General features: G+C 40.5%; 18 protein-coding genes. 11 read left to right on the top strand and 7 right to left on the bottom strand.

Annotation, left to right across the window (positions count from 1 at the left end):
* The 4 genes from FC093_RS23925 to FC093_RS22880 all read left to right on the top strand — a co-directional run.
* Positions 1 to 211, top strand: a 211-nt coding sequence (locus FC093_RS23925) for a hypothetical protein (RefSeq protein ID WP_170971200.1), incomplete at its 5' end; no start/stop codon positions are given.
* 362 nt (positions 212 to 573) lie between these two features.
* Entirely contained in the window at positions 574 to 771 is a 198-nt protein-coding gene (locus FC093_RS22870; RefSeq protein ID WP_137264145.1) for a hypothetical protein, read from the top strand.
* Positions 772 to 791: 20 nt separating this feature from the next.
* Positions 792 to 1,487, top strand: a complete 696-nt coding sequence (locus FC093_RS22875; protein ID WP_137264146.1) for a hypothetical protein — start codon at positions 792 to 794, stop codon at positions 1,485 to 1,487.
* An 11-nt stretch (positions 1,488 to 1,498) separates the two neighbouring features.
* On the top strand, positions 1,499 to 2,284 hold the full coding sequence (locus tag FC093_RS22880) for a sensor histidine kinase (protein WP_170971201.1): 786 nt from the start codon (positions 1,499 to 1,501) through the stop codon (positions 2,282 to 2,284).
* Positions 2,285 to 2,436: 152 nt separating this feature from the next.
* Here the strand turns inward: FC093_RS22880 and FC093_RS22885 are convergent, their stop codons facing one another.
* From FC093_RS22885 to FC093_RS22905, 5 genes are all read right to left on the bottom strand, one after another.
* Positions 2,437 to 2,997, bottom strand: coding sequence for a hypothetical protein (locus tag FC093_RS22885; protein ID WP_137264148.1), 561 nt, complete (start codon positions 2,995 to 2,997; stop codon positions 2,437 to 2,439).
* Between the two features lie 378 nt (positions 2,998 to 3,375).
* The gene (locus FC093_RS22890; RefSeq protein WP_137264149.1) at positions 3,376 to 4,404 is read right to left on the bottom strand and encodes an arginase family protein; all 1,029 of its coding nucleotides are present in this window, start codon (positions 4,402 to 4,404) and stop codon (positions 3,376 to 3,378) included.
* A 345-nt stretch (positions 4,405 to 4,749) separates the two neighbouring features.
* Complete coding sequence (locus tag FC093_RS22895; protein WP_137264150.1) at positions 4,750 to 7,005, bottom strand: bifunctional alpha,alpha-trehalose-phosphate synthase (UDP-forming)/trehalose-phosphatase; 2,256 nt, start codon at positions 7,003 to 7,005, stop codon at positions 4,750 to 4,752.
* Positions 7,006 to 7,089: 84 nt separating this feature from the next.
* Entirely contained in the window at positions 7,090 to 7,509 is a 420-nt protein-coding gene (locus FC093_RS22900) for an NUDIX hydrolase (protein ID WP_137264151.1), read from the bottom strand.
* A gap of 562 nt (positions 7,510 to 8,071) precedes the next feature.
* Positions 8,072 to 8,491: a response regulator gene (locus tag FC093_RS22905; RefSeq protein ID WP_137264152.1), complete on the bottom strand. Its 420-nt coding sequence runs from the start codon at positions 8,489 to 8,491 to the stop codon at positions 8,072 to 8,074.
* A 429-nt stretch (positions 8,492 to 8,920) separates the two neighbouring features.
* Between FC093_RS22905 and FC093_RS22910 the strand changes: the two genes are divergently transcribed.
* The 5 genes from FC093_RS22910 to FC093_RS22930 all read left to right on the top strand — a co-directional run bounded on the left by FC093_RS22910 (position 8,921) and on the right by FC093_RS22930 (position 16,494).
* A complete protein-coding gene (locus tag FC093_RS22910; protein WP_137264153.1) occupies positions 8,921 to 9,379 on the top strand; it encodes a GNAT family N-acetyltransferase in 459 nt (152 codons plus the stop codon).
* A gap of 661 nt (positions 9,380 to 10,040) precedes the next feature.
* Positions 10,041 to 10,805 carry a type I methionyl aminopeptidase gene (gene map / locus FC093_RS22915; protein WP_137264154.1) on the top strand — a complete coding sequence of 255 codons (765 nt, stop codon included), beginning with the start codon at positions 10,041 to 10,043 and terminating at the stop codon, positions 10,803 to 10,805.
* A gap of 393 nt (positions 10,806 to 11,198) precedes the next feature.
* Positions 11,199 to 12,920, top strand: a complete 1,722-nt coding sequence (locus tag FC093_RS22920; protein ID WP_137264155.1) for an ABC transporter ATP-binding protein — start codon at positions 11,199 to 11,201, stop codon at positions 12,918 to 12,920.
* Positions 12,904 to 14,664, top strand: coding sequence for an ABC transporter ATP-binding protein (locus tag FC093_RS22925; protein ID WP_137264156.1), 1,761 nt, complete (start codon positions 12,904 to 12,906; stop codon positions 14,662 to 14,664). The genes FC093_RS22920 and FC093_RS22925 overlap by 17 nt, the downstream gene beginning before the upstream one ends.
* Positions 14,665 to 15,096: 432 nt before the next feature.
* A complete protein-coding gene (locus tag FC093_RS22930) occupies positions 15,097 to 16,494 on the top strand; it encodes a sialate O-acetylesterase (RefSeq protein WP_137264157.1) in 1,398 nt (465 codons plus the stop codon).
* Between the two features lie 144 nt (positions 16,495 to 16,638).
* On the opposite strand, the gene FC093_RS22935 is transcribed toward FC093_RS22930, so the two are convergent.
* Entirely contained in the window at positions 16,639 to 16,860 is a 222-nt protein-coding gene (locus FC093_RS22935) for a hypothetical protein (RefSeq protein WP_137264158.1), read from the bottom strand.
* Positions 16,861 to 17,128: 268 nt separating this feature from the next.
* On the opposite strand from FC093_RS22935, the gene FC093_RS22940 reads away from it, so the two are divergent.
* Together FC093_RS22940 and FC093_RS22945 are read left to right on the top strand one after the other, a co-directional pair.
* Entirely contained in the window at positions 17,129 to 18,139 is a 1,011-nt protein-coding gene (locus FC093_RS22940) for a DUF4421 domain-containing protein (RefSeq protein ID WP_170971202.1), read from the top strand.
* A gap of 69 nt (positions 18,140 to 18,208) precedes the next feature.
* Positions 18,209 to 18,682 (top strand): DUF4251 domain-containing protein, encoded by a 474-nt coding sequence (locus FC093_RS22945; RefSeq protein WP_137264160.1) that lies wholly within the window; start codon positions 18,209 to 18,211, stop codon positions 18,680 to 18,682.
* Between the two features lie 245 nt (positions 18,683 to 18,927).
* On the opposite strand, the gene fusA is transcribed toward FC093_RS22945, so the two are convergent.
* Positions 18,928 to 21,078, bottom strand: a complete 2,151-nt coding sequence (fusA, locus tag FC093_RS22950) for an elongation factor G (RefSeq protein WP_137264161.1) — start codon at positions 21,076 to 21,078, stop codon at positions 18,928 to 18,930.
* Positions 21,079 to 21,402 lie beyond the last annotated feature (324 nt).

A 21,402-nucleotide genomic window follows, 5' to 3' on the forward strand; every position in this document is an offset into this window, starting at 1 on the left:
GGACATACATAATGATACAATAAAACTGATACATTATGACTCTTATGGATATATTCACTCACTACATAAAGATAATACCAAAGGCGAAGCAGAGCTTCGCGGAACTAACCCCAAGAGATTAGAAATTATCTGGAATATGGTGTACATTGCCACCTACCCCAATAATAATTTTATTAAAATCCGCAGATTGCTTCTGCTTGCAATGATATAGGCCGTGCCCGTAGCCACAGGTACTAATTGCTTTCGCACCTGCTTACATCTTAAACTTATTTGAGTTATAACAAACTAAAAAAGTTCCATACCAGCAGGTATGGCCCACAATTGTACGGGTATTGTTATGTAAGAAAAGGGTAATCCTTCACCGTGTAAAATACGCTCTTTTATCCGGTGTAAAACACGTGTGTTTGCCTTCTTAAACAGTCGTATTTTCATGTTGTCAAACAACTAAACCAGTAACCGTTTAAATTCTTTTCTCTCCACTTTTATATGCATATCACAAAATTATCCTGATGAACAATAAATAATCTTTACTTTCAAATAAATATTCTATCACCTTAAAAAATCTAACCAACCATGGCACAATTACAAGTAGATACCATTACTCTTACAGATGAACAAACGGCTCAAATATCGTCTGACGGAACAGGAATAAGCATACGTGTTGAATATGACGACACCCCGCCGGCAGGATACCGGATTGTTGCAACCGGACCACTTGGCAGCGTGGAAGTATGCGCCAAACCTTGCAGTAAGGTTACCCAAATTTCATAACGCTTACACATAAATGCGATGTGAGATCCTTTTTAATTAATGAGCTGGAACCTATTGCTTATGCAACTTATATGATTGCACTCCTTTTGCAGTTCAACCAGTATAAGCATGAAAGGCATTGGGTTCTTTTTTTGTATTACTTCTTTGCTGCTACGGTGTTGTATGCAGGCATTGTTTTAACGGAAGACGGCTATACCAATTTATTTCCTAAAAACAGTAAATGGCATATTCTTACAGAGGGTAATAACTGGAGCTATAACCTGCTGTACATCGTTAATATTTTTGTTTTCTCCTGGTTCTTTTATATCCTGCTGCACGACAAACTAAAGAAAAGAATGGTAGCGGTCTGCTGCGTATGCAATGTTGTTTTGTTTACTTATGTAGATATTGTTTTCAGAAAATTTTTCTCCGACTTCAACAGCACTATATATGGATTAGTATTTTTAACAATAGTATTGTACACATTGCTTTATTTGCATCAGTTACTAAGGGATATAAAAGAAGAAAACCTGCTGGCAGACTTTGATTTTTGGCTCATATGCGGGTATGTGCTGTATTACCTTGGCTCTTTTGTAATTGTTATTTATTATCAAAATGCAGGGGAACATCAAAGGGGTAATATCTGGGCAATGCACAATATTATTCTCTTTATCTGCTCGCTTATGTTGCTTACTGCATACTTTAGAATACCTACCTATCAAAAACGGCCATTGTAATGCCCGATGCTATGCCTATCATATTAGTTTCTTTTCTGTTGCTGGTGGTTGCCATAGGCATTATTATGCTGGTATTGCTGTATCAGAAAAAGCAGTTGCAATACATCAACGAAAAGGAACAATTAAAAGCCAGTTTTGAAAAGGAAATTTTGGAAAGCAAGCTGGAGATGCAGGAGCAAACGATGAAAAACATATCGCAGGAAGTACATGATAACATAGGACAAGTGCTCAGTCTTGTACGGCTTAATATCAACGCCCTGGACTGCAATGAGTCTAAACCCGTGATGCAGGAAAAAATAAAAGACTTATCACGGTTGACAGGTAAAGTCATTCAGGATTTGCGGGATTTATCTAAAAGTTTGCACAGCGATACCATTACCGAAAAAGGGTTGATAGGCGCTATAGAATATGAATTTGACCTGCTTAAAAAATCCGGTGCTTTTGCTACTTCACTTATTATTGAGGGTGAGCCTTACACCTTCCCCGATCAAAAAGAATTGATATTATTCCGGATATTTCAGGAAGTAATTAATAATATTATCAAACACGCACAAGCATCACTGATACAGGTGCGTGTTTGTTTTTGTATAGATAAATTTATGCTTGAAATTAATGATGACGGACAAGGCTTTGATGTAAACAATACTACTAATAATGGCTTAGGCTTAAAAAATATAAGAAACAGAAGCCAGTTAATTGGAGCGCTGCACAACATAGACAGCCAGCCGGGCAAAGGGACAATGATAAAAATAGAATTGCCGGTATCTTATACCAATTTTAATCAGGCGATGGTATGATAAGCTGCAAATCGTAAGCGATGAGCTTTGGGCAAAATACAGGGAGTACTATGTTATTGAAAATAGTACCGACGCACAACAATTGGCAGAACTATTTCACCACTTTATTACAAGCAAGATAATATTTATGTATCCATACAAACAGCTACTGTTTACTCTTTCGTCATTATATCAAACACATCATTATCGTTGCCATCCTTATCGGTATAGCGCGTCATAAAGTTGAATGTTTTAGAAGCTGCATCGTATGTAGCAGTTAATGTTTTAAAAGAATTGGGCTGTATATCAGCAGCCATAACATCGTTGGGTGCAAGTGTTATCTCACCTTTCTTCATATCGTAGCGAATGAGGTATTTCCAGCCTTTGTTTACCAGGTTAGTTTCGCCATAACCGCAGGTCAGCGATTTGGTATCAAACGCTGCTACTACTTTCTTTTCATTAAAATAATCAAGCGATAAAATAGCATTATCAACGCCGGCCTTTCCTCTGTACAGTGTGCGGCTGCCACGGTCAAAGTATTTACCTAACACACCAAACGGCGATATAGCAGTGCTTATTTCACTGCTTCTCATTGCCGTAGCGGAGGCTTGAGAAGCCGTGGAAACAGCAGGTTCGGGCGTGCTTACAGCTTCTTTTTTACAACTAACTAAAACGATACTACATACAAAACAACTAACGAATACAATACTGCGGAGCAGGGGTGTTTTTTTCATAAAATGAATGTTTAGTTATGAATGAAAATGAATAGAAATTTATAAAGAGTGTACCATGCAATACGTATTATACATGGGAATAGGATTAATTATTACATACAATCTATAATACCATTTTCAATTAAGTAGCATGATATACACTTAACTCAAAGCCTTAAGCTTCCTGTTTGTAGCTTACAGCCTGAAGCTCGTAGCTTATACAGGCTCGCTTATTTAAAAACGGTATGATGCTAATGATGCTGTGGTAAAGCATTGTGCTGCCTCAACTTTTTATACAGAAAAGAAAATTTTGAACTACTGATAATTGTATGTAATTAACCAAATAAAAAAGCCACAGTATTTGTTGAAAATACTATGGCTTTTATTCTTGTAGTTAGTTTAATACTGCAACGCCTTAATAAAATCGCTTGCCAGATAGCTTGCCAGTTTGCCGGTAATATCACTTTTATCAACCGCTACAGCATCGCCTTGTGCAATGTGCAGGTATGCGGGTTTGCTTTGCGAAGCAGCCAGATGAACATACTGCCGTGCATTTAGTGCAGAAACGCCAAGGCTGCCAGCGGCATGAATACTACCCATGTCCAGTTCTATGCCACATAAGGTATCGGCAGTAAAATCTATGGCATGTTGCACTGCCCCTAAAAAAGTTTGCTTGCCATGCAAGAAAATATCTTCGTAGGTTACAAAGTCCATAAAGGGATTGTTGGCAATATCGAGCCAGCAATTTTGTGGCAAATCGCTTTCGTGCAGTCCTACTACGCAGTACTTGGCTAAGTAACCATCGTCTTCTGCATAACGAAATGCATTGCCGCTGTGCCTGCCTTCTGCCGGGCGGTACTCTGCATGCGCATCAAGGTTAATGGCATTTAACTGTGCCAGCGGCAAAGCACCGGTTTTATGCAAGCCTTTAGCAGCACCTTTAAGGCAGCCATATGCATTGTTGTGCCCGCCGCCTACTACAATTGGTATCTTTTTGCACGAAGTAATCAGCTTTGTTACCTGCTCTACCGCATCATCAATACTGTTTACCGCGTGGCGATAGGCCTGTAATTTTTCGTCGTTATTATGAGCATTGCTTTCAATTAAATTGGTTAGCTCTGCAAAGTCGAAATGCCCAAGCACCATCACATCCGAACCATCAAAAAAATCGTTGCTTTGGATGTTTAAGAAATGGGATAAAAACGGCTGCCATACCGCATCGGCGCCACCGCTGCCTTCATTGCCTTTTACACCAATCTCTTCGGGAACGCCCACAATTACAAAATGTGCACTGCTCTGCTGCAACGATTGCTCTATGTTATTTGCATCTGGCAAATGCTGCACCAGCTCCCCTATTTTTGTTTCAAAGCGGCGGACGTTGGTTTGGTTTAAAATATCTTGCTCTGTATAAATTTTAAGACGTTGCATACATCGTAGTTTATTGGCGAAGTGGTGTTTTTAATAGTTGCAAATAAACAGCTTATTTTGAACTACCGGATAGCAGTTTAAGGTTTAATGTATAAAGTTTCAGGTTGCTTAATTCAAATATGCAATTTTACCTATTCATCTTTTACAGTGCTTAATTAATTGGTACTAAACTAAAAACTCAGTTATTTATTCTATACAGAAATATAAATTGATTCTAACCGGTGATTTAGCATACAATAAATGGGAGAAAAGGGAGAAAATTCAAACAAAAAAGCAGCCATTGTGATGGCTGCTTTTTTGTTATTGTCTGAGATAAAAAGCAGGCTTTACAGTAAAATACAGCATTTACAATCTCTTTTTAATAGCGCCAAAGGGATCAGCGAGCGTTTGCCGCAGCTTGTCAAATATTTTGGAAAAAGTGTGTTTGGGTGTAACAAGTTCATGCAAAAACAGCCGGACTTCTGCCGGATCCTTAAGATAATACCGCGCAGCCGATATATTGCTGCTTACTTTTATAGTAAAAGCATTAGTACCCTTTAATGCGCGAAACATATCTTCATCGGTGGTATCATCGCCAATAGCCAGTACAAAATCGTATTGATTGTTAGCGGTATATTGTAAGGCAGTTCTGCCTTTGTTTACTTCAATGTTTTTTATTTCTACTACCTTATTGCCCGCCAGGAGGCTAAGCCCTAAATCGGCAACTGCATGGCGCAACGTATTCATCAGTTCGCCGGCACGTATATCACCCAGTTCATCATCAGCGCGGCGGTAATGCCACACCAGCGAAAATGTTTTTTCTTCTATAAAAGTACCTGGTGTACGCTCGGTAAACGATTGCAGTACCGGCATTATCTCCTCTTTCCAGGTGGCGCTCAATCCTTCCATCTGGCTCCAGGCTGCACCCTTTTGCCGGTGCCAAACGCCATGCTCGCCTACAAGCCCCATATTCATTTTACCAAACCATTCATCAAGGCTGGTATGTGCACGGCCGCTGATGATGATGATATGGTTTTTTTCATCCCTTACTAAATGCTCCAGCAGGTCGTACAGTTCTTTATCGGGCGATACTTTGTTGGGCGAAGTATTAAAACCCATCAGCGTACCATCATAATCCAGCAAAAGCAGGCGTTTAGAGGCTTGCGCGTATTTTGCTTTTATATAGTCCAGGGTACGCTGGCCAATATATTTTGTTTGCAGCGATTGTTGCATATCCTTTACCTCCCGCAGCCTGCTCATAAACACTTGCACCCAGTAGTGGATGTTGTATCGCTTTACAGTTTCGCGCATTGTCTTCATACGGCGCTCCTGCTCTTTGGCAGGCATGGTAAGGGCTGTTTTAATAGCCTCACTCATCTGCACTACATTATTGGGGTTTACTATCAGCGCATCAGTCAGTTCTTTAGAGGCGCCCGCCATTTCGCTCAATATCAGTACCCCATCGTTGTTGCTGCGGCTGGCTACGTATTCTTTACACACGAGGTTCATACCATCGCGCATAGGCGTTACGAGGCACACATCGGCAAACTGGAATAAGGCAGACAATTCCAAAATGGAAAAAGAGCGGTAAAAATAATGAATGGGCGACCAGTTGTTGGTACGGTAGCGTGCATTGATGTTGCCTACAACCTTATCTATTTCATCGCGCAGGTCGCGGTATTGCTGCACTTTGTCGCGCGAAGGCACCACAATCATATACAGCGAAACGTTTTGCTGATAATCGGGGTTATTTTCTAAAAATAAATCAAAAGTCTGTAACCGCTGCAGTATGCCTTTGCTATAATCGAGCCGGTCAATAGAAAGTACAATTTGCAACCCCGGAAAATCTGCTTTTAACTGGTCAATGTTTTCCTTTACCGTCTCGTGCGTTACAAACTGTTGAAATTTATCAAAGTCGATCCCCATTGGGAAGGCTTCTACGGCAATAGAACGGTTGTTATATTTGATGAGGTTGCCGGAACGGTTTATCTGCAAAATGCGCGATACAGACTCCAAAAAATGATGTGTATCGTCGTAGGTATGAAAACCCAGCAAATCGGCACCTAGCATACCATTCAGCAGTTCGCTGCGCCAGGGCAGCAGCCGGAATAATTCGTAGGAAGGAAAAGGTATATGCTGAAAAAAACCTAAGGTAATATCGGGTTGTTCTTTGCGCAGCAGCGTGGGCAATAAGAGCAGCTGATAATCGTGCACCCATACCACATCGCCGGGTTGCATAATGGCGGCAACAGCCTGACAAAACTTCTTGTTTACACTCTGGTAATACTCCCAATAGCTCATTTGGTAGTTGGCATACGGTGGCACGTAGTGAAATATCGGCCATAAGATTTCGTTGGAGAACCCCTCGTAAAACTGTTTTATTTCTTCATTGGATAAAAACACCGGAACCAGCTTTTGCTTTAATAATTCATTACTTATCCGCTGTTCGTCTTGTAGTGGCACTTCCATACCGGGCCAGCCTATCCATACACTATCGCTCTGCTGAAAAATAGAATTTAACCCTGTTGCCAATCCACCTTCGCTCGGGGCAAATGTATAAGTCCCGTTTTTCTCTATCACTTTGATGGGCAACCGGTTAGAAATAATTATAATTTTACTCATCCACAACTATTTAAATGATACAATATATTTCGCTACGCTGCAACTACGATTCTGCCAAAGCAAACCCGCCTCAGCACGTCGTGCTTACAGCGATGCGTAATATTGATTAATGATGTCAACAATATTCTTATATGTATGTTGCAGGTAGCCGGTTACATCTTTGCGGGCTACCCATTTAATATCTTCAATATCCTCATCGTGCTGTGGCACCAGTTGCTGTGTGCCCCCGGCGTACATGACAAACCAATGCGTTTCTTTTATCACCTCGCATTGGATCCACTTATCAAAATACTCATGGTACGTAATGCCCACCAGCTTACCCAATTGTACGTCGGTAAGTCCGGTTTCTTCTCTTACTTCGCGTATAGCACATGCTTCAATTGTTTCGCCTTCATCCAGTTTTCCTTTGGGTAAGTCCCAAAAGCCACGTCTGTAAATGAGCAACAGCTCGCCAGCATCATTAGATACAAGTCCACCTGCGGCTACGATCGTTTTCTTTTTCATAGGTCAAAGGTAAACAACAAAAAACTGCTACCTTTTACAGTCGCACAGCGCAATGCATACCTGCTGGTGATAAGGACTTTTTGCACTTAACAATCCTATATGTATAAGTTAGCATTTGTGTTGTTAAGTGCCTGCGCAAAGCGCATTTAAACAAATATAAGGAATATAGAAAAAGCAGCCTGCTAAAAAGAAGGATGCTTATACAAAAAGCAAATGTTTCACAATAAGATATGATAATGTATATATAAAAAAAGCAGTGTTGCTTACTTTTTTGGCATAAGCAGATAGTTTAGGTATTTAGATGTGTGATGAAGTAAAAATGTCCAAATAGAAATTAATAATCAATTGACAATTAGCCCTATAGAGGCTCCTGTTTTAGGACTTCCCTTTATTTGGGAGGCTGCTTCGAACGGAGCCATCTTTGAAGTTCGTATTTCTTTGCTATAAACAGTATATTCCTACGGAGCTAACCTTAACCATAAGCTTAATAAAAACAGGATTCAATAAGTATGATGCCACATCCACATTAAATACGCGACCAAACAAGTATATTAAACAACAATCAGGCAACAGATAATTGTAATGGCTGACCTGCAAAAATAGAATGCAGGTGATTGGATATAGGCTTTTGGAGGTATTGCTTTACCAGCGAACTTTTTAAAGCCCTATATTCATCGCGCATATTGGGAGTGGTTGTGAGGATGTACACATCAAGGTGTTTTGTTAGTGTTTTGGGCAGTTGCTCCAGCCGCGCCAGTATTTGCCAGCCATTCAGCCTGGGCATATTAACGTCTATAAAAAGCAATGTCTTTTTTGACGACATAGCCGATTGCATAATGTAAGCCAATCCTTCTTCTGAGTTGGTAAAGCAAGTCATGTTAACATTAGATGTACGAAAGATTTTTTTAAGTGCCAGTGCACATAAAATATTATGACAACAATCATCGTCAATAATAAGCAGTTCTGTAAAATTACTGTTCATGGGGATATTGATAGTTTGATATGGTAATTGTAAAATATTCACATCCTGGTTGCAGGTATAAAAGTATGCCGGCAAGTTATACACATTACAGGTGGTGCCTTAAAAAAGTATTAATTCTAAAAAATACATTTATTGTGATTTTAAGTATTTACACATTGTATCTCAAAGATTTATTTATATACAATAGGGTTAATCAATACTTTTATCGTGTAAATTAATATGGTGTAAAAGCATGTATGGCTTGTTTGTTTATCTTACTTCAAACATCCGGTTTATTGTTAATCGTATGAACCATGTACTTACCCGCTACAATTAAAAGCGTATTACTCTTATTTTTAAAAGTGTATTACCCTTATTTTAAACACAGCCATTGAGTAAAACCGTGTATAAAAACTAATTTATTTTTACACCCTTATATAATCTCTGCTTATGATTACTATTGTTAAAAGCAATGCGCAACATTCGCACTTTGTTGAACTTGTAAAGCAGCTTGATGCCGAATTAGCCATTAGAGATGGAGCGGAGCACGACTTTTATAACCAGTTTAATAGCATTGGCAACATACAATATGCGATAGTTGCGTATGACAACAATGTACCTGTGGGCTGCGGTGCTATAAAAGCATATAATGCCACCATCATGGAAGTAAAACGTATGTACACTATACCGGCATGCAGAGGCAAAGCAGTTGCGTCAACCGTGTTGAAAGCACTGGAAAATTGGGCAACAGAAATGGAGTATGAAAAGTGTATATTGGAAACAGGAAAAAAACAACCGGAAGCTATTGCACTGTATATGAAAAGTGGCTACCAGCAAATACCCAACTATGGCCAGTATGCCGGTGTAGCAAACAGCGTATGCTTTGAGAAGGTATTACGAGTGATATAGTTGGCGCTCTTATTTAAAAAGAGCTGGCTATAGATTTTTAGCAGTATTTTCAATTGTATGATGAAGGAATAGGGTGTATTGTTTCGCTTAACTAACTGCTGTAATATACCACAGGCTTTAATCCTGGGATTACAATAGAAAAGGATAAATGGCGTTTAATGGCAACTGTGGACAGGGATTGTTTTGACTACAATCAAAGAACATCAATGATGACATATAACTTTTCTACTTTGAGAGTTTTTATTATAGCTTGTATTTTTCCCCTGCATAATTGGTTTTGTAAGTTCATCAGTGGTTGGAGGTTTATTTGGCTTTATGGAATCGATCAGCTTATTTCTGTCAGACGACAAAACAGCTTTTTTAATAAATTAATGGATGAAATAGAAAAAGATAATTACAATGTCATTCATAGCAGCATTAACCTAATAAAATAACCTCCATTTACTTGATAGAAGGCTGGCGTTTATAATGATTATCGAGAAAAATGGTTTGCTGCCATAGCGGCTAATTCAAGCTATTCAGCAACAGTAATTTTATTAAACTGTATATCTTTAACCAGGCTAAAGGACGTGCAGGTCTGTTGCCACAGCAGTTACCCCTTTCCGTTAGCGGAAAGGCTATAATAATAGTCCAAACAAACGAATAAACAGATAAAACAAATATGTCAATAACAAGGGAAACAGAACTGATTGGTATGAAAAAGGCAAGCGAAGCCGTTGCCTGTACTTTGAAGGAAATGAGAAATTATGCTCAACCCGGTATGACAACAAAACAATTAGATAATTATGGAGCAAAAATCCTCTTGAATTTTGGGGCAAAATCAGCACCATATCTGACCTATGGTTTCCCCGGCTGGACTTGTATAAGCATAAATAATGAGTTTTGCCACGGTATTCCGTCAAACAACAGAATACTGAAAGAAGGCGATTTGGTCAATATAGACGTTTCAGCCGAATTGGACGGCTTCTGGTCTGATAACGGAAGCTCATTTGTGCTTGGGGAAGACATTAACCAACATCAAAAACTGATAGACGCTTCAAAACAGATTTTGCATAAAGCAATCTATAACATAAAAGGCGGTGTTCGCATTTCAGCCATAGGACACCTGATAGAAACAGAGGCTAAGAAGCGTGGTTACAAAGTAATTAAGAACTTAACAGGACACGGAATTGGCAGAAGCCTTCACGAAGAACCAGGAGCAATAGCAAATTACAGAAGCGGATCTAATCAGACAAGATTTAGAAAAAACGCTGTTGTTGCCATTGAGACATTTATATCAACAACATCAACGTATGCTGAAACCCTAAATGATGGTTGGACGATGGTTGGAAATAAAGGTGGCTTTATGGCACAGCATGAACATACTATTATTGTTACAGAAGGAAAGCCAATTATATTGACAGAGATGAACGGAGTTTGGAATTGATAGAAAGCTCTGGCCACTAACATTCGTTTAGCTGTAATCGTCAAGATTTAATCGAGACCATTATAGCGCATAAAGAAAGGGTAGCGCAATATATACTTGTTGCTATAGTGGCTGACAAATCCCATTCAGCTACCTCTTTCTTTTCATCTTCTACAGTTATATTTGAGCTAATAAACCACGAATGTGCGTTACAAACATCTCAAAAAACAGATAAGTTTTATTATCTTATCATTCACTACACCACAGTCCCTACTATCTCCTCTTTTTCCTCCGTAGCTCCTTACATCCAAACTATAAAACATTTTCCTGTTCTTTGCTTACCTTGGCATCCCTTCTTAAAGATTTAGAAAAAACATAAATCTCTGCTTACAATAGATATTAACTGATTGAAATATGGCTAAAAAACCGGGTATCATTCACTTGCTCAAACCTTACCGTGGTTTAATACTGCTGTTATTGGTTTGTACGCTGCTGGGCAATGCCATCAACCTATGGCTTCCAAAAATCATAGCACATGGTATAGATGCTTTTACAGCGCACTCCTTTTCTTTTAAGAAGATTATCATTCAGTTTTCAACTGCGGTGCTGTGCATATTTGTATTTACGTATTTGCAAAGTATTATACAAACCTATGCTTCGGAGCGTGTAGCAAGAGATTTACGGACAAAGCTCTCCGACAAAATCTCGAGGCAAAGTTACGCCTTTATAGAAGGGGCAAATCCATCTAAATTATTAACCAATCTGACGGCGGATGTGGACTCTATCAAGCTATTTATTTCGCAGGCAATTGTTTCTATTGTTTCTTCTCTTTTCATCATTATTGGTGCCAGTATTTTGCTTATTACCATCAACTGGAAACTGGCTTTGTGTGTTATTGCCATCATCCCTATTATTGGTATTACCTTTTTTGTGGTATTGCGCAAAGTGCGGGCACTCTTTATACAAAGCCGCGGCGTAATAGATTGGCTGAACAAGGTAATTAATGAGAGCATTATGGGTGCTGCCATCATACGCGTAGTCAATTCGCAGCAACTTGAATACGATAAGTTTTTAGAAGCGAATACAAAAGCAAAAACATTAGGACTTGCTATCCTGCGTTTGTTTGCAGGATTGATTCCGGTTATTACTTTTACAGCAAACATGGCAATGCTTTCTATTCTCGCACTTGGTGGCCATTTTGTTATTACGGGAAGCATGACGCTGGGCAATTTCGCAGCTTTCAACAGTTATTTAGCCATGCTTATTTTCCCCATTCTGGTCATTGGTTTTATGAGCAATGTAATAGCACAGGCAACCGCTTCGTATGAACGGATAAGTGGCGTAATAGCAGCCACCGAACCACCGGAAAAGGGCACTATTACTACATCTTTGCAGGGCAATATTATCTTGCAGGAGGTGAATGTATTATATGGACAAACGCCGGTGTTGAGAGATATATCGTTTAGCGTGGAAGCAGGTTCCAGAATAGCAGTAATTGGTCCTACTGCGGCAGGCAAAACGCAATTGTTGTACCTGCTTACCGGTTTGATAAAACCATCTTCGGGCACTATTTTATTTGATGGGCATCCTGTTGAAGATTACAATAGCGAAGCATTTCATCAGCAGGTAGGTTTTGTTTTCCAGGACAGTATCATCTTTAATATGAGCATACGCGAAAACATTGCTTTCAGCGATACGGTAACAGATGCATCTTTGCAAAAAGCCATTGAAACAGCAGAATTAAAGGCTTTTATTGATTCACTGCCGGATGGCCTAAGTACCATTGTTTCGGAAAGAGGCTCCTCACTTTCAGGCGGACAAAAACAACGCATCATGCTGGCACGTGCGCTGGCAATTAACCCCACTGTATTATTGCTGGACGATTTTACTGCCAGAGTTGATAACAATACCGAACAAAGAATATTGCAAAATATTGAAAGAAATTACCCGGATTTAACCCTTATTTCTGTTACTCAAAAAATAGCTTCTGTTGAGCAATACGACGGAATTATCCTGCTGATGCAAGGCGAAATAATTGCCACGGGTACGCATGACGAACTGATGCAAACCAGCCCCGAATATGTACAGTTGTTCAACTCACAACAAAGCACCAGCAACTATGAATTACAATCTTAATAAGCTATCGCAGCAGCAGCAAAAAACCTCTACTCTGGCGGCGCTTAAAAGCCTGTTGCAGCTTATTGCACATGAGCGCAAAAACCTGTTACTGGCACTGGTAGCTATTTTAATCAACTCCATACTCAACCTGCTGGGACCATTTTTAATAGGCTATACTATTGACACGTATGTACAGCACAAAGACTATCATGGTGTGCTCCTTTTTTCGGGTATTTTATTGGTGATGTATATAATAGCATTATTTACCAGCTATTCACAAACGCAACTTATGGGCGGCGTGGGACAGCGCATGTTGTTTACCCTGCGCAATGCAATCTTTAATAAACTACAGGTGTTACCAGTTGCTTTCTTTAATGCCAATAAAGCCGGCGATTTAATATCGCGTGTAAACAACGATACCGACAAGCTGAATAGCTTTTTTTCTCAATCCCTTATGCAGTTTATTGGCAGCATTGTAACCATGGTAGGCGCGGGTATTTTTTTATTAATCATTAATATTAAATTGGGCGCTGCAACACTTATTCCAGCAGCATTTATTTTCTTATTTACGCGTATTGTATCGCCCTGGGTAAAAGGGAAAAATGCGGCGAACCTGAAAAGCGTCGGCGGCATGAGTGCCGAGATACAGGAAAGTCTCAACAATTTTAAAGTGATTATTGCATTTAACCGCCGCGATTATTTCAGGAAACGTTTTAATGAAGCTAACCGGCAAAACTATACTACGGCTATAAGTGCAGGCTTGTCTAATAATGTTTTCCTGCCTGTGTACAGTTTATTCTCCAGCCTGGCGCAATTAATTGTGCTTGTCTATGGTATTTACCTCATTGCGGAGGGCGAATTTTCCATTGGATTACTGGTGAGCTATCTGGCGTATGCCACCAATTTTTATAACCCTTTGCGGCAGTTGGCAACGCTCTGGACAAGCTTCCAGGTGGCACTGGCTGGCTGGGATAGAATAAGCCAGATATTATCGCTACATTCCGATTTAATTACTATTGACAATGGTGTTGCAAAACCAGCTGCTGCATTGGTTGAGCTACAAGAGGTAAGCTTTGGTTATGGAGATGGAAAGGAAATACTGCATCATGTAAACCTGCAGTTAGACAGAGGTAAAACCTATGCGTTTGTGGGACCAACCGGTGGCGGCAAAACAACCACAGCTTCGCTCATTGCCCGCTTGTACGACCCTTTAAAAGGTACGGTATTATTAAATGGTAAAGACATTCGTAGTTATCCGCCTGCTGAACGTGCCAAAAAAATTGGCTTTATTCTACAGGAACCTTTTTTGTTTACCGGCACGGTAAAAGATAATATTTTGTATGGTAATGAGCAATATCAGGGTTATACCAACGAGCAACTGGAAGCGGTAATACATCAGGCACGTTTATCGGGTTTGCTGAACATTTTTGAAAATGGACTGGAAACAAAAGTAACTTCCGGTGGTGATAGTATTAGTTTGGGGCAAAAGCAGTTAATTGCTTTTATGCGCGCCGTATTGCGCAACCCTGAAGTGCTGATTCTGGACGAAGCCACTGCCAATATTGATACCGTTACAGAGCAGTTGCTGGAAGAAATTTTAAATAAACTGCCGGATACCACAACGCGCATTATCATTGCCCACCGGCTGAATACAATAGCCAATGCCGATGAAATATTCTTTGTCAATGCCGGTGAAATAATACAGGCAGGTTCATTTGAAGATGCGGTAAATAAGCTGATGAAAGGACATAGGGTGAGTTAGGCATTTTTATTTCTAGAACTTATCTCAAAAATGCTGTTTTAGACACTGGGCAATTAATTGATGAATTTCCTAATTCTTGAAATCCTTGCTAGAAGCGGGTTTTAGTATACTTTAAATTTAAGATAACGATTGAAAATTAATAGCAAAGCCATTTTTGAGATAAGTTCTAAGTAAGCTGTCAAATTTAAATTTAATAATTGGAGCCGTCATTCTGCAATTGCGCCTAAGGCGAAGATGCTGTTATTTACAACTCACGGGCGCTCTGTGCTGAAGTTGTGTGTTGCAATAAATGGAAGATAACGCCTGCGTGAATGATTATTGAGCAAAATATTGTTCTCGCGCCGGATAAATAACAGCAATAATGGATAATAAAATAGCAGACAGCTTATGCAATGCAGGCTTATTTTTGTTTTACCATTTAAATATGCCTTAATGAAAAAACCAATTCTTTTTACCACTCTCTTATGCATCGCTGCTTCTTCTTTAGCCAACATTCGCCTGCCAAATGTTATCAACAATAATATGGTGCTACAGCAGCAAAGCAGTGTAACACTGTGGGGCTGGGCAGAACCTGGCGAAAAAGTAATAATTACTACTTCGTGGGATAACAAAATGGACTCAGTTACAACCACGCGCGATGCCAAATGGCAGGTACCCATTACCACACCCAAAGCCGGCGGACCATACACCATTACACTGAAAGGCAACAATAGTATTACACTTGATAATGTACTAATTGGTGAAGTGTGGGTGTGCAGCGGTCAGAGTAATATGGAAATGAGTGGTAGCTGGGGTTTGCAGGATATAAAGAATGAATTGCCAACGGCATATAATACCAACATCCGCTTTTTTCATATACCCAAAACCACCGCTGAATTTCCGCAGGATAACTGTGCCGGCGAATGGGAAATATGCGACAGTAATACGCTGAAAACATTCAGTGCTGCGGGTTATTTTTTTGGGAAACAGCTTAACCAAAAATTGAATGTACCCATTGGTTTAATTGAATCTGCCTGGGGTGGCACGCCTGCAGAAGTGTGGACACCGGATAGTATTGTAACTAGTAACGATACGCTACAAGCAGCTGCCTCCAAACTGCAACCTTCTAATGGCTGGCCTTACAAACCTGGCTACACGTACAATGCAATGATCTATCCTATCACACCATACAACATTGCAGGTGCTATCTGGTACCAGGGCGAAAGCAATACAGGAACCGCCAATACCTATACACAGCTTTTTACCGATATGATTACCTCATGGTGTAAAGCATGGAATAAAGATTTGCCGTTTTATTATGTGCAGATAGCGCCGTTTAAATATGGCACTCCTTACATTGGCGCCTTGCTTCAGGAAGCTCAACAACAGGCTATGCAATTGGATAACACCGGCATGGTAGTAATAACCGATTTAGTTGCCGATACCAACGATATTCACCCCACCAACAAGCATGATGTAGGCATACGGCTTGCCAACTGGGCATTGGCTGAAACTTATAATCAACAAGGCATTGCGTACAGAAGTCCGATGTATAAAAATATGGCAGTGGATAAAGATAAAGCGATTATCACTTTTGATAACGTGCTGAATGGATTGGCTATTAAAGGTGGTAGCGCTAAAGAATTATACATTTCCGGCAGCGACCATATTTTCTTTCCTGCTAATGCAACCGTGAAGAACGGACAATTGGTTGTGTGGAGTAAATTTGTAAAACAACCCGTTGCTGTTCGCTATGGATTTGGTAATACGGCAGAAGGTAATATTTTTAGCACAGAAGGCTTACCGGTAGCGCCTTTTCGTACGGATGATTGGGCAGTGAATACGCAATAAAGATGTAAACCGCGGAGACGCTAAGACAAGAAGGTTGTATAAAGAAGTATTAGCACATTGATCATAATAAATATACTGTGTTCTTTTTTAACGCTGATAGAGTTTAAAACCCTGTCAGCGTTTTGCTTTTATAAGTATGTATATTCATAAGTTGAATGGCTCGCTTTGTGTAGGGAAAATAAGACGCAATTGTAAATCCTTCATTTGCTGTAACTGCACTTTTATACGTTGCTCATTGTTATCCTCAGGCTTTTCATGGGTAATAATAAGTGGTAAATTTTTCACGACATCTTTACCTGCATACAAGACCTGGTTCTTTACTGCCTTTTCTATCCCGGCATACAACATGCCGGCATCCAGACACACATATAGTCCGCCTTTTATACCCAACGGAACTACACGGAAACTAAACTTTACACTTTGGGCATATACATGACAACTAAGAAATACAAATGCAACAAACAGTGTATCAGGCTCATACTTATGTTATCTGCTGCAAAACTACCGGTAGCAAATGAAGTCTTAACGTTTTGAGGGCATAATAGTAGGTATTTGGCTAGCTTTTAGTTATACATGTATGAGCTGTCTAATTCAGATCACAATTATCGTGAAACATTTAACTGCTATATGTATAATGCTACTTTCTTTTTTCTGTGCTAAAAATGTGGTGGCGCAGGTTTTATCCAGGCCTGTTAATGATACGAATTATTATAAAACTTATCCCGGTGGCATTACGGCAAGATTTTACCTTTCGCAAAAATATACCGCTTTTACCTTGCAGGATAAAGGAGCCAAGGACCTGAAGTATTGGCCAAATACCACCTTAAATATGGGTGTTGGCGCTACCTATCACAACTTCTCTTTAAATCTTGCTTATGGCTTTGGATTTCTTAATCAGGATAAGGGAAAAGGAGATACCAGATACCTTGATTTGCAGGGACATTTTTATAAGCCAAAATGGGTAATAGATTTTTACGGGCAGTTGTATAAAGGGTATCATTTAGAACCTAAAGACTTTGCAGCAAGCCATCCGGATGGGTATTACCGCCCCGATGCAAGCGTTAATTTATTTGGTTTATCGGCTTACCGTGTTTTTAACAGCAGTCGTTTTTCTTACCGTGCAGCTATCATTCAAAATGAATGGCAGAAAAAATCTGCAGGTACTTTTTTAGCCGGTGCAGAAGCATATTATGGCATTATGAATGCCGACAGCGGTTGGGTGCCGGCAATACTTGCCAAGGAATATGCTAAGCGGGATATTACTAAGATCAATTATTTCAGTATCGGACCGGGTATTGGTTATGCTTATACAGCCGTAGCGTTTAAGCACCTTTTTCTTACCGGCTCTCTTACAGGCAACCTCAACGTGAGTTATACTACCGAAACGACCAAGGATAATAAGAAACAAAATAAATTTTCTCTAAACCCGGTAACCCGCTTCAGAGTAGCGGCAGGATGCAACAGCGATTCCTGGAATGTAAGTGTCAACTGGATTGCAGACAGACTGCCTTTTAAAGGTAGTGCAAGTGGTGGCGATTACCTTTTGCAAACCGGCAATTACCGTTTTATTATTGCCAAAAGATTAATGCCCGGCCCAAAGCTAAAAAAGCATTTACGACTGGCGGATAAAGTATTTAAAGAGTAACATTTTTTAAAGAGTAGCCGCTTCTTTATGGCACGAATATGCGGGCGATTAAATACAATTTGAAGGGCTATGAAATACTTACAAGTAATTGTTGCTTTTTTACTGCTCACATTCGCACAATGCAGTTCTACTAAAAATGCAGGTATTGATGCGTCCCTGCAACAAATGATTAATTCTAAGAACTGCACTTTTTTAGCACAATACGCACAGCCACTGGGCAGGCGGCAAATACCCTTGACCACCGAATATACGCTAACGGTGCGCAATGACAGCCTCATCAGTTACCTGCCTTATTTTGGACAAGCGTATGTGGCACCTATTAACCCCGAAGATGCAGGGTTGATGTTTACGTCTATCCATTTTGATTATGTTGCTAATCCCACCAAGAAAGGCGGTTATACGATCATCATTAAGCCAAAAGAGGAAGCTAAAGCAAACCAGCTTATTCTCAATATTACGAGTACCGGATACGCCAGTTTGCAGGTGCTTTCGCAAAACCGGCAAACTATTTCTTTCAGAGGGGTGATGCGCCAGGAAAAATAGTGGAACCGGGATTTGGAGTGATTTTTTGGATATGTAGGAGGATTGATGTAGATGGAATATGCAACATAACAAGGCTCTGAACTTTTACAAGTCGGAGGCTTTTCTATTATTAAAAATATAAAATTATATCTGCACTATATTCAATCCCGTTCAGACAAAGATTCTTTAAAATCCCGGTTCAGACAACAAAAAACCCCGCTCTAAAGCGGGGTTTATATCTTGACACTTGTTGTATCTTCTGATAATTAGTCTTCCACTTTCACTTTACCCTTGCTCTTAGCAATTACTTCTTCAGCAACGTTGTTTGGAGCTGGAGCATAATGAGAGAATTCCATAGTTGAAGTTGCACGACCGGAAGACAGCGAACGAAGCTGGGTTACATAACCAAACATTTCGCTCAGCGGCACTTTGGCGCGGATTACCTGCAGGTTAGCACGGCTGTCCATACCTTCCAGCATACCACGGCGGCGGTTCAAGTCGCCGGTTACATCACCCATGTACTGGTCTGGCGTTAATACCTCCACTTTCATGATCGGCTCGAGCAAAGTTGGTTTTGCTTTGCGGCCTGCTTCACGGAAACCGGAACGGGCGCACAATTCAAACGACATAGCATCAGAGTCCACATCGTGGTAGCTACCATCAAATACACGCACTTTCATATTGTTTACAGGATAACCTGCCAACACACCAGTAGTCATCGCTGTTTCAAAGCCTTTGGTAATAGCCGGTACAAATTCCTTAGGAATAGAACCACCAAAAAGGTCGTTTACAAACTGGAAGTGCTTGCCTTCGTTTTCCTTCAGCCATTCTTCATCGGCAGGTCCAAGATTAAACTGGATGTCGGCAAATTTACCACGACCACCGGTCTGCTTTTTCAGCACTTCACGGTGTTCTACTGTAGTAGCAAAAGCTTCTTTGTAAGCCACCTGTGGCGCACCCTGGTTTACCTCTACCTTAAACTCACGACGCATACGGTCAATGATGATTTCCAGGTGCAACTCACCCATACCACGAAGGATGGTCTGACCGGTATCTTCATCGGTGTTTACGCGCAAAGTAGGGTCTTCTTCTACCAGCTTGGAAATGGCCATACCCATTTTATCTACGTCAGCCTGTGTTTTAGGCTCCACAGCCACAGCGATTACCGGCTCAGGAATAAACATGTTTTCCAGCACAATCGGGTGGTTTTCATCGCACAGGGTATCACCGGTTTTTATTTCTTTAAAACCAACAGCAGCAGCAATATCACCCGCTTCAATAAAATCAATCGGGTTTTGCTTGTTGGCAAACATTTTCATGATACGGGAAATACGTTCATTTTTACCGCTTCTAACGTTCAAAACATAAGAACCAGCATCAAGGTGACCAGAATAACAACGGAAGAACGCCAGACGACCTACAAACGGGTCGGTCATGATTTTAAAAGCCAGTGCAGCGAATGGTTCTCTTGCATTAGGCATGCGGGTAATTTCTTCGCCGGTATCGGGGTTGATGCCAGTGATAGCGCCCACATCCACCGGAGAAGGCAGGTAGCGGCAAACGGCATCCAATGCAGTTTGTACGCCTTTATTTTTGAACGAAGAACCGCACATCATCGGTACGATGCTCAGGTCGATAGTCGCTTTGCGGATCGCTTCATGGATTTCGTCTTCGGAGATGCTGTTAGGATCATCAAAAAATTTCTCCAATAAGGTATCATCATATTCAGCCACGGCTTCAATCAACTGGCCTCTCCAATGTTCTACTTCTTCCTTCATATCTTCCGGCACCGGAACTTCGTCGAAAGTCATGCCTTCTGTTTCCATGTGCCATACGATACCTGTATTACGGATAAGGTCCACCACGCCTTTGAAGTTATCTTCGGCACCGATGGGCAATTGCAGCGGAACGGCTTTGGCGCCCAGCATTTCCCTTACCTGGTTTACTACCATCAGGAAGTCGGCACCGGCACGGTCCATTTTATTTACAAAGCCGATACGTGGTACACGGTAGCGGTTTGCCTGGCGCCATACGGTTTCACTCTGTGGTTCTACACCATCAACAGCCGAAAACAGGGCGATCAGGCCATCCAGTACACGCATGGAACGCTCTACCTCTACGGTAAAGTCCACGTGGCCCGGAGTATCAATAATGTTGAAGTAGTATTTTTTGGTGTTGGCATCTGCCTTACCTTTTACAGTAGGGAAGTTCCATTGGCAGCTTACCGCAGCCGAGGTAATGGTAATACCTCTTTCTTTTTCCTGCTCCATCCAGTCGGTAGTGGCAGCACCTTCGTGCACCTCCCCTATTTTGTGTATCATACCGGTGTAGCGCAGGATACGCTCGGTAGTGGTGGTTTTACCGGCATCAATGTGCGCGGCAATACCAAAGTTGCGTTGAAATTTTAAGTCCGCCATAAAGGTTGTCGTTTACTAAATTTTTTTCAGGCGGCAAAGGTAGGAATTATTTTTTGTGTGGTGTAATTAGATAATGATTAATTGTTTGAGGGAAAAGTTAAAAGGCAGATTTGGGTTAAGTAGGCTTCCACTACACTTAGACTACACTTATGGTAGGCTTTACCTACGCTTTACTATGTAGTATGACTCGTCCTAAAATAGCTATACAGATTATTAAATAAATCCTGATTCGGTTATACAAATATAATTTTTAGTCCTGTAATTGCTATACAGTTGCTTTTTGATGGCTATAAGTTCGGTTATAATTTTTCCATTTCTTATTCA

This window comes from Ilyomonas limi, from assembly GCF_005233845.1.
Lineage (GTDB): Bacteria > Bacteroidota > Bacteroidia > Chitinophagales > Chitinophagaceae > Ilyomonas > Ilyomonas limi.

Excerpts from the sequence above, each read along its gene's own strand:
- FC093_RS22940 (WP_170971202.1), top strand. The coding sequence starts at position 17,129 with ATGCTACTTTCTTTTTTCTGTGCTAAAAATGTGGTGGCGCAGGTTTTA.
- FC093_RS22920 (WP_137264155.1), top strand. The coding sequence starts at position 11,199 with ATGGCTAAAAAACCGGGTATCATTCACTTGCTCAAACCTTACCGTGGT.
- FC093_RS22910 (WP_137264153.1), top strand. The coding sequence starts at position 8,921 with ATGATTACTATTGTTAAAAGCAATGCGCAACATTCGCACTTTGTTGAA.
- FC093_RS22890 (WP_137264149.1), bottom strand. The coding sequence starts at position 4,404 with ATGCAACGTCTTAAAATTTATACAGAGCAAGATATTTTAAACCAAACC.
- FC093_RS22945 (WP_137264160.1), top strand. The coding sequence starts at position 18,209 with ATGAAATACTTACAAGTAATTGTTGCTTTTTTACTGCTCACATTCGCA.
- FC093_RS22880 (WP_170971201.1), top strand. The coding sequence starts at position 1,499 with ATGCCTATCATATTAGTTTCTTTTCTGTTGCTGGTGGTTGCCATAGGC.
- FC093_RS22895 (WP_137264150.1), bottom strand. The coding sequence starts at position 7,005 with ATGAGTAAAATTATAATTATTTCTAACCGGTTGCCCATCAAAGTGATA.
- FC093_RS22930 (WP_137264157.1), top strand. The coding sequence starts at position 15,097 with ATGAAAAAACCAATTCTTTTTACCACTCTCTTATGCATCGCTGCTTCT.
- FC093_RS22885 (WP_137264148.1), bottom strand. The coding sequence starts at position 2,997 with ATGAAAAAAACACCCCTGCTCCGCAGTATTGTATTCGTTAGTTGTTTT.
- fusA (WP_137264161.1), bottom strand. The coding sequence starts at position 21,078 with ATGGCGGACTTAAAATTTCAACGCAACTTTGGTATTGCCGCGCACATT.
- FC093_RS22925 (WP_137264156.1), top strand. The coding sequence starts at position 12,904 with ATGAATTACAATCTTAATAAGCTATCGCAGCAGCAGCAAAAAACCTCT.
- map (WP_137264154.1), top strand. The coding sequence starts at position 10,041 with ATGTCAATAACAAGGGAAACAGAACTGATTGGTATGAAAAAGGCAAGC.
- FC093_RS22900 (WP_137264151.1), bottom strand. The coding sequence starts at position 7,509 with ATGAAAAAGAAAACGATCGTAGCCGCAGGTGGACTTGTATCTAATGAT.
- FC093_RS22905 (WP_137264152.1), bottom strand. The coding sequence starts at position 8,491 with ATGAACAGTAATTTTACAGAACTGCTTATTATTGACGATGATTGTTGT.
- FC093_RS22870 (WP_137264145.1), top strand. The coding sequence starts at position 574 with ATGGCACAATTACAAGTAGATACCATTACTCTTACAGATGAACAAACG.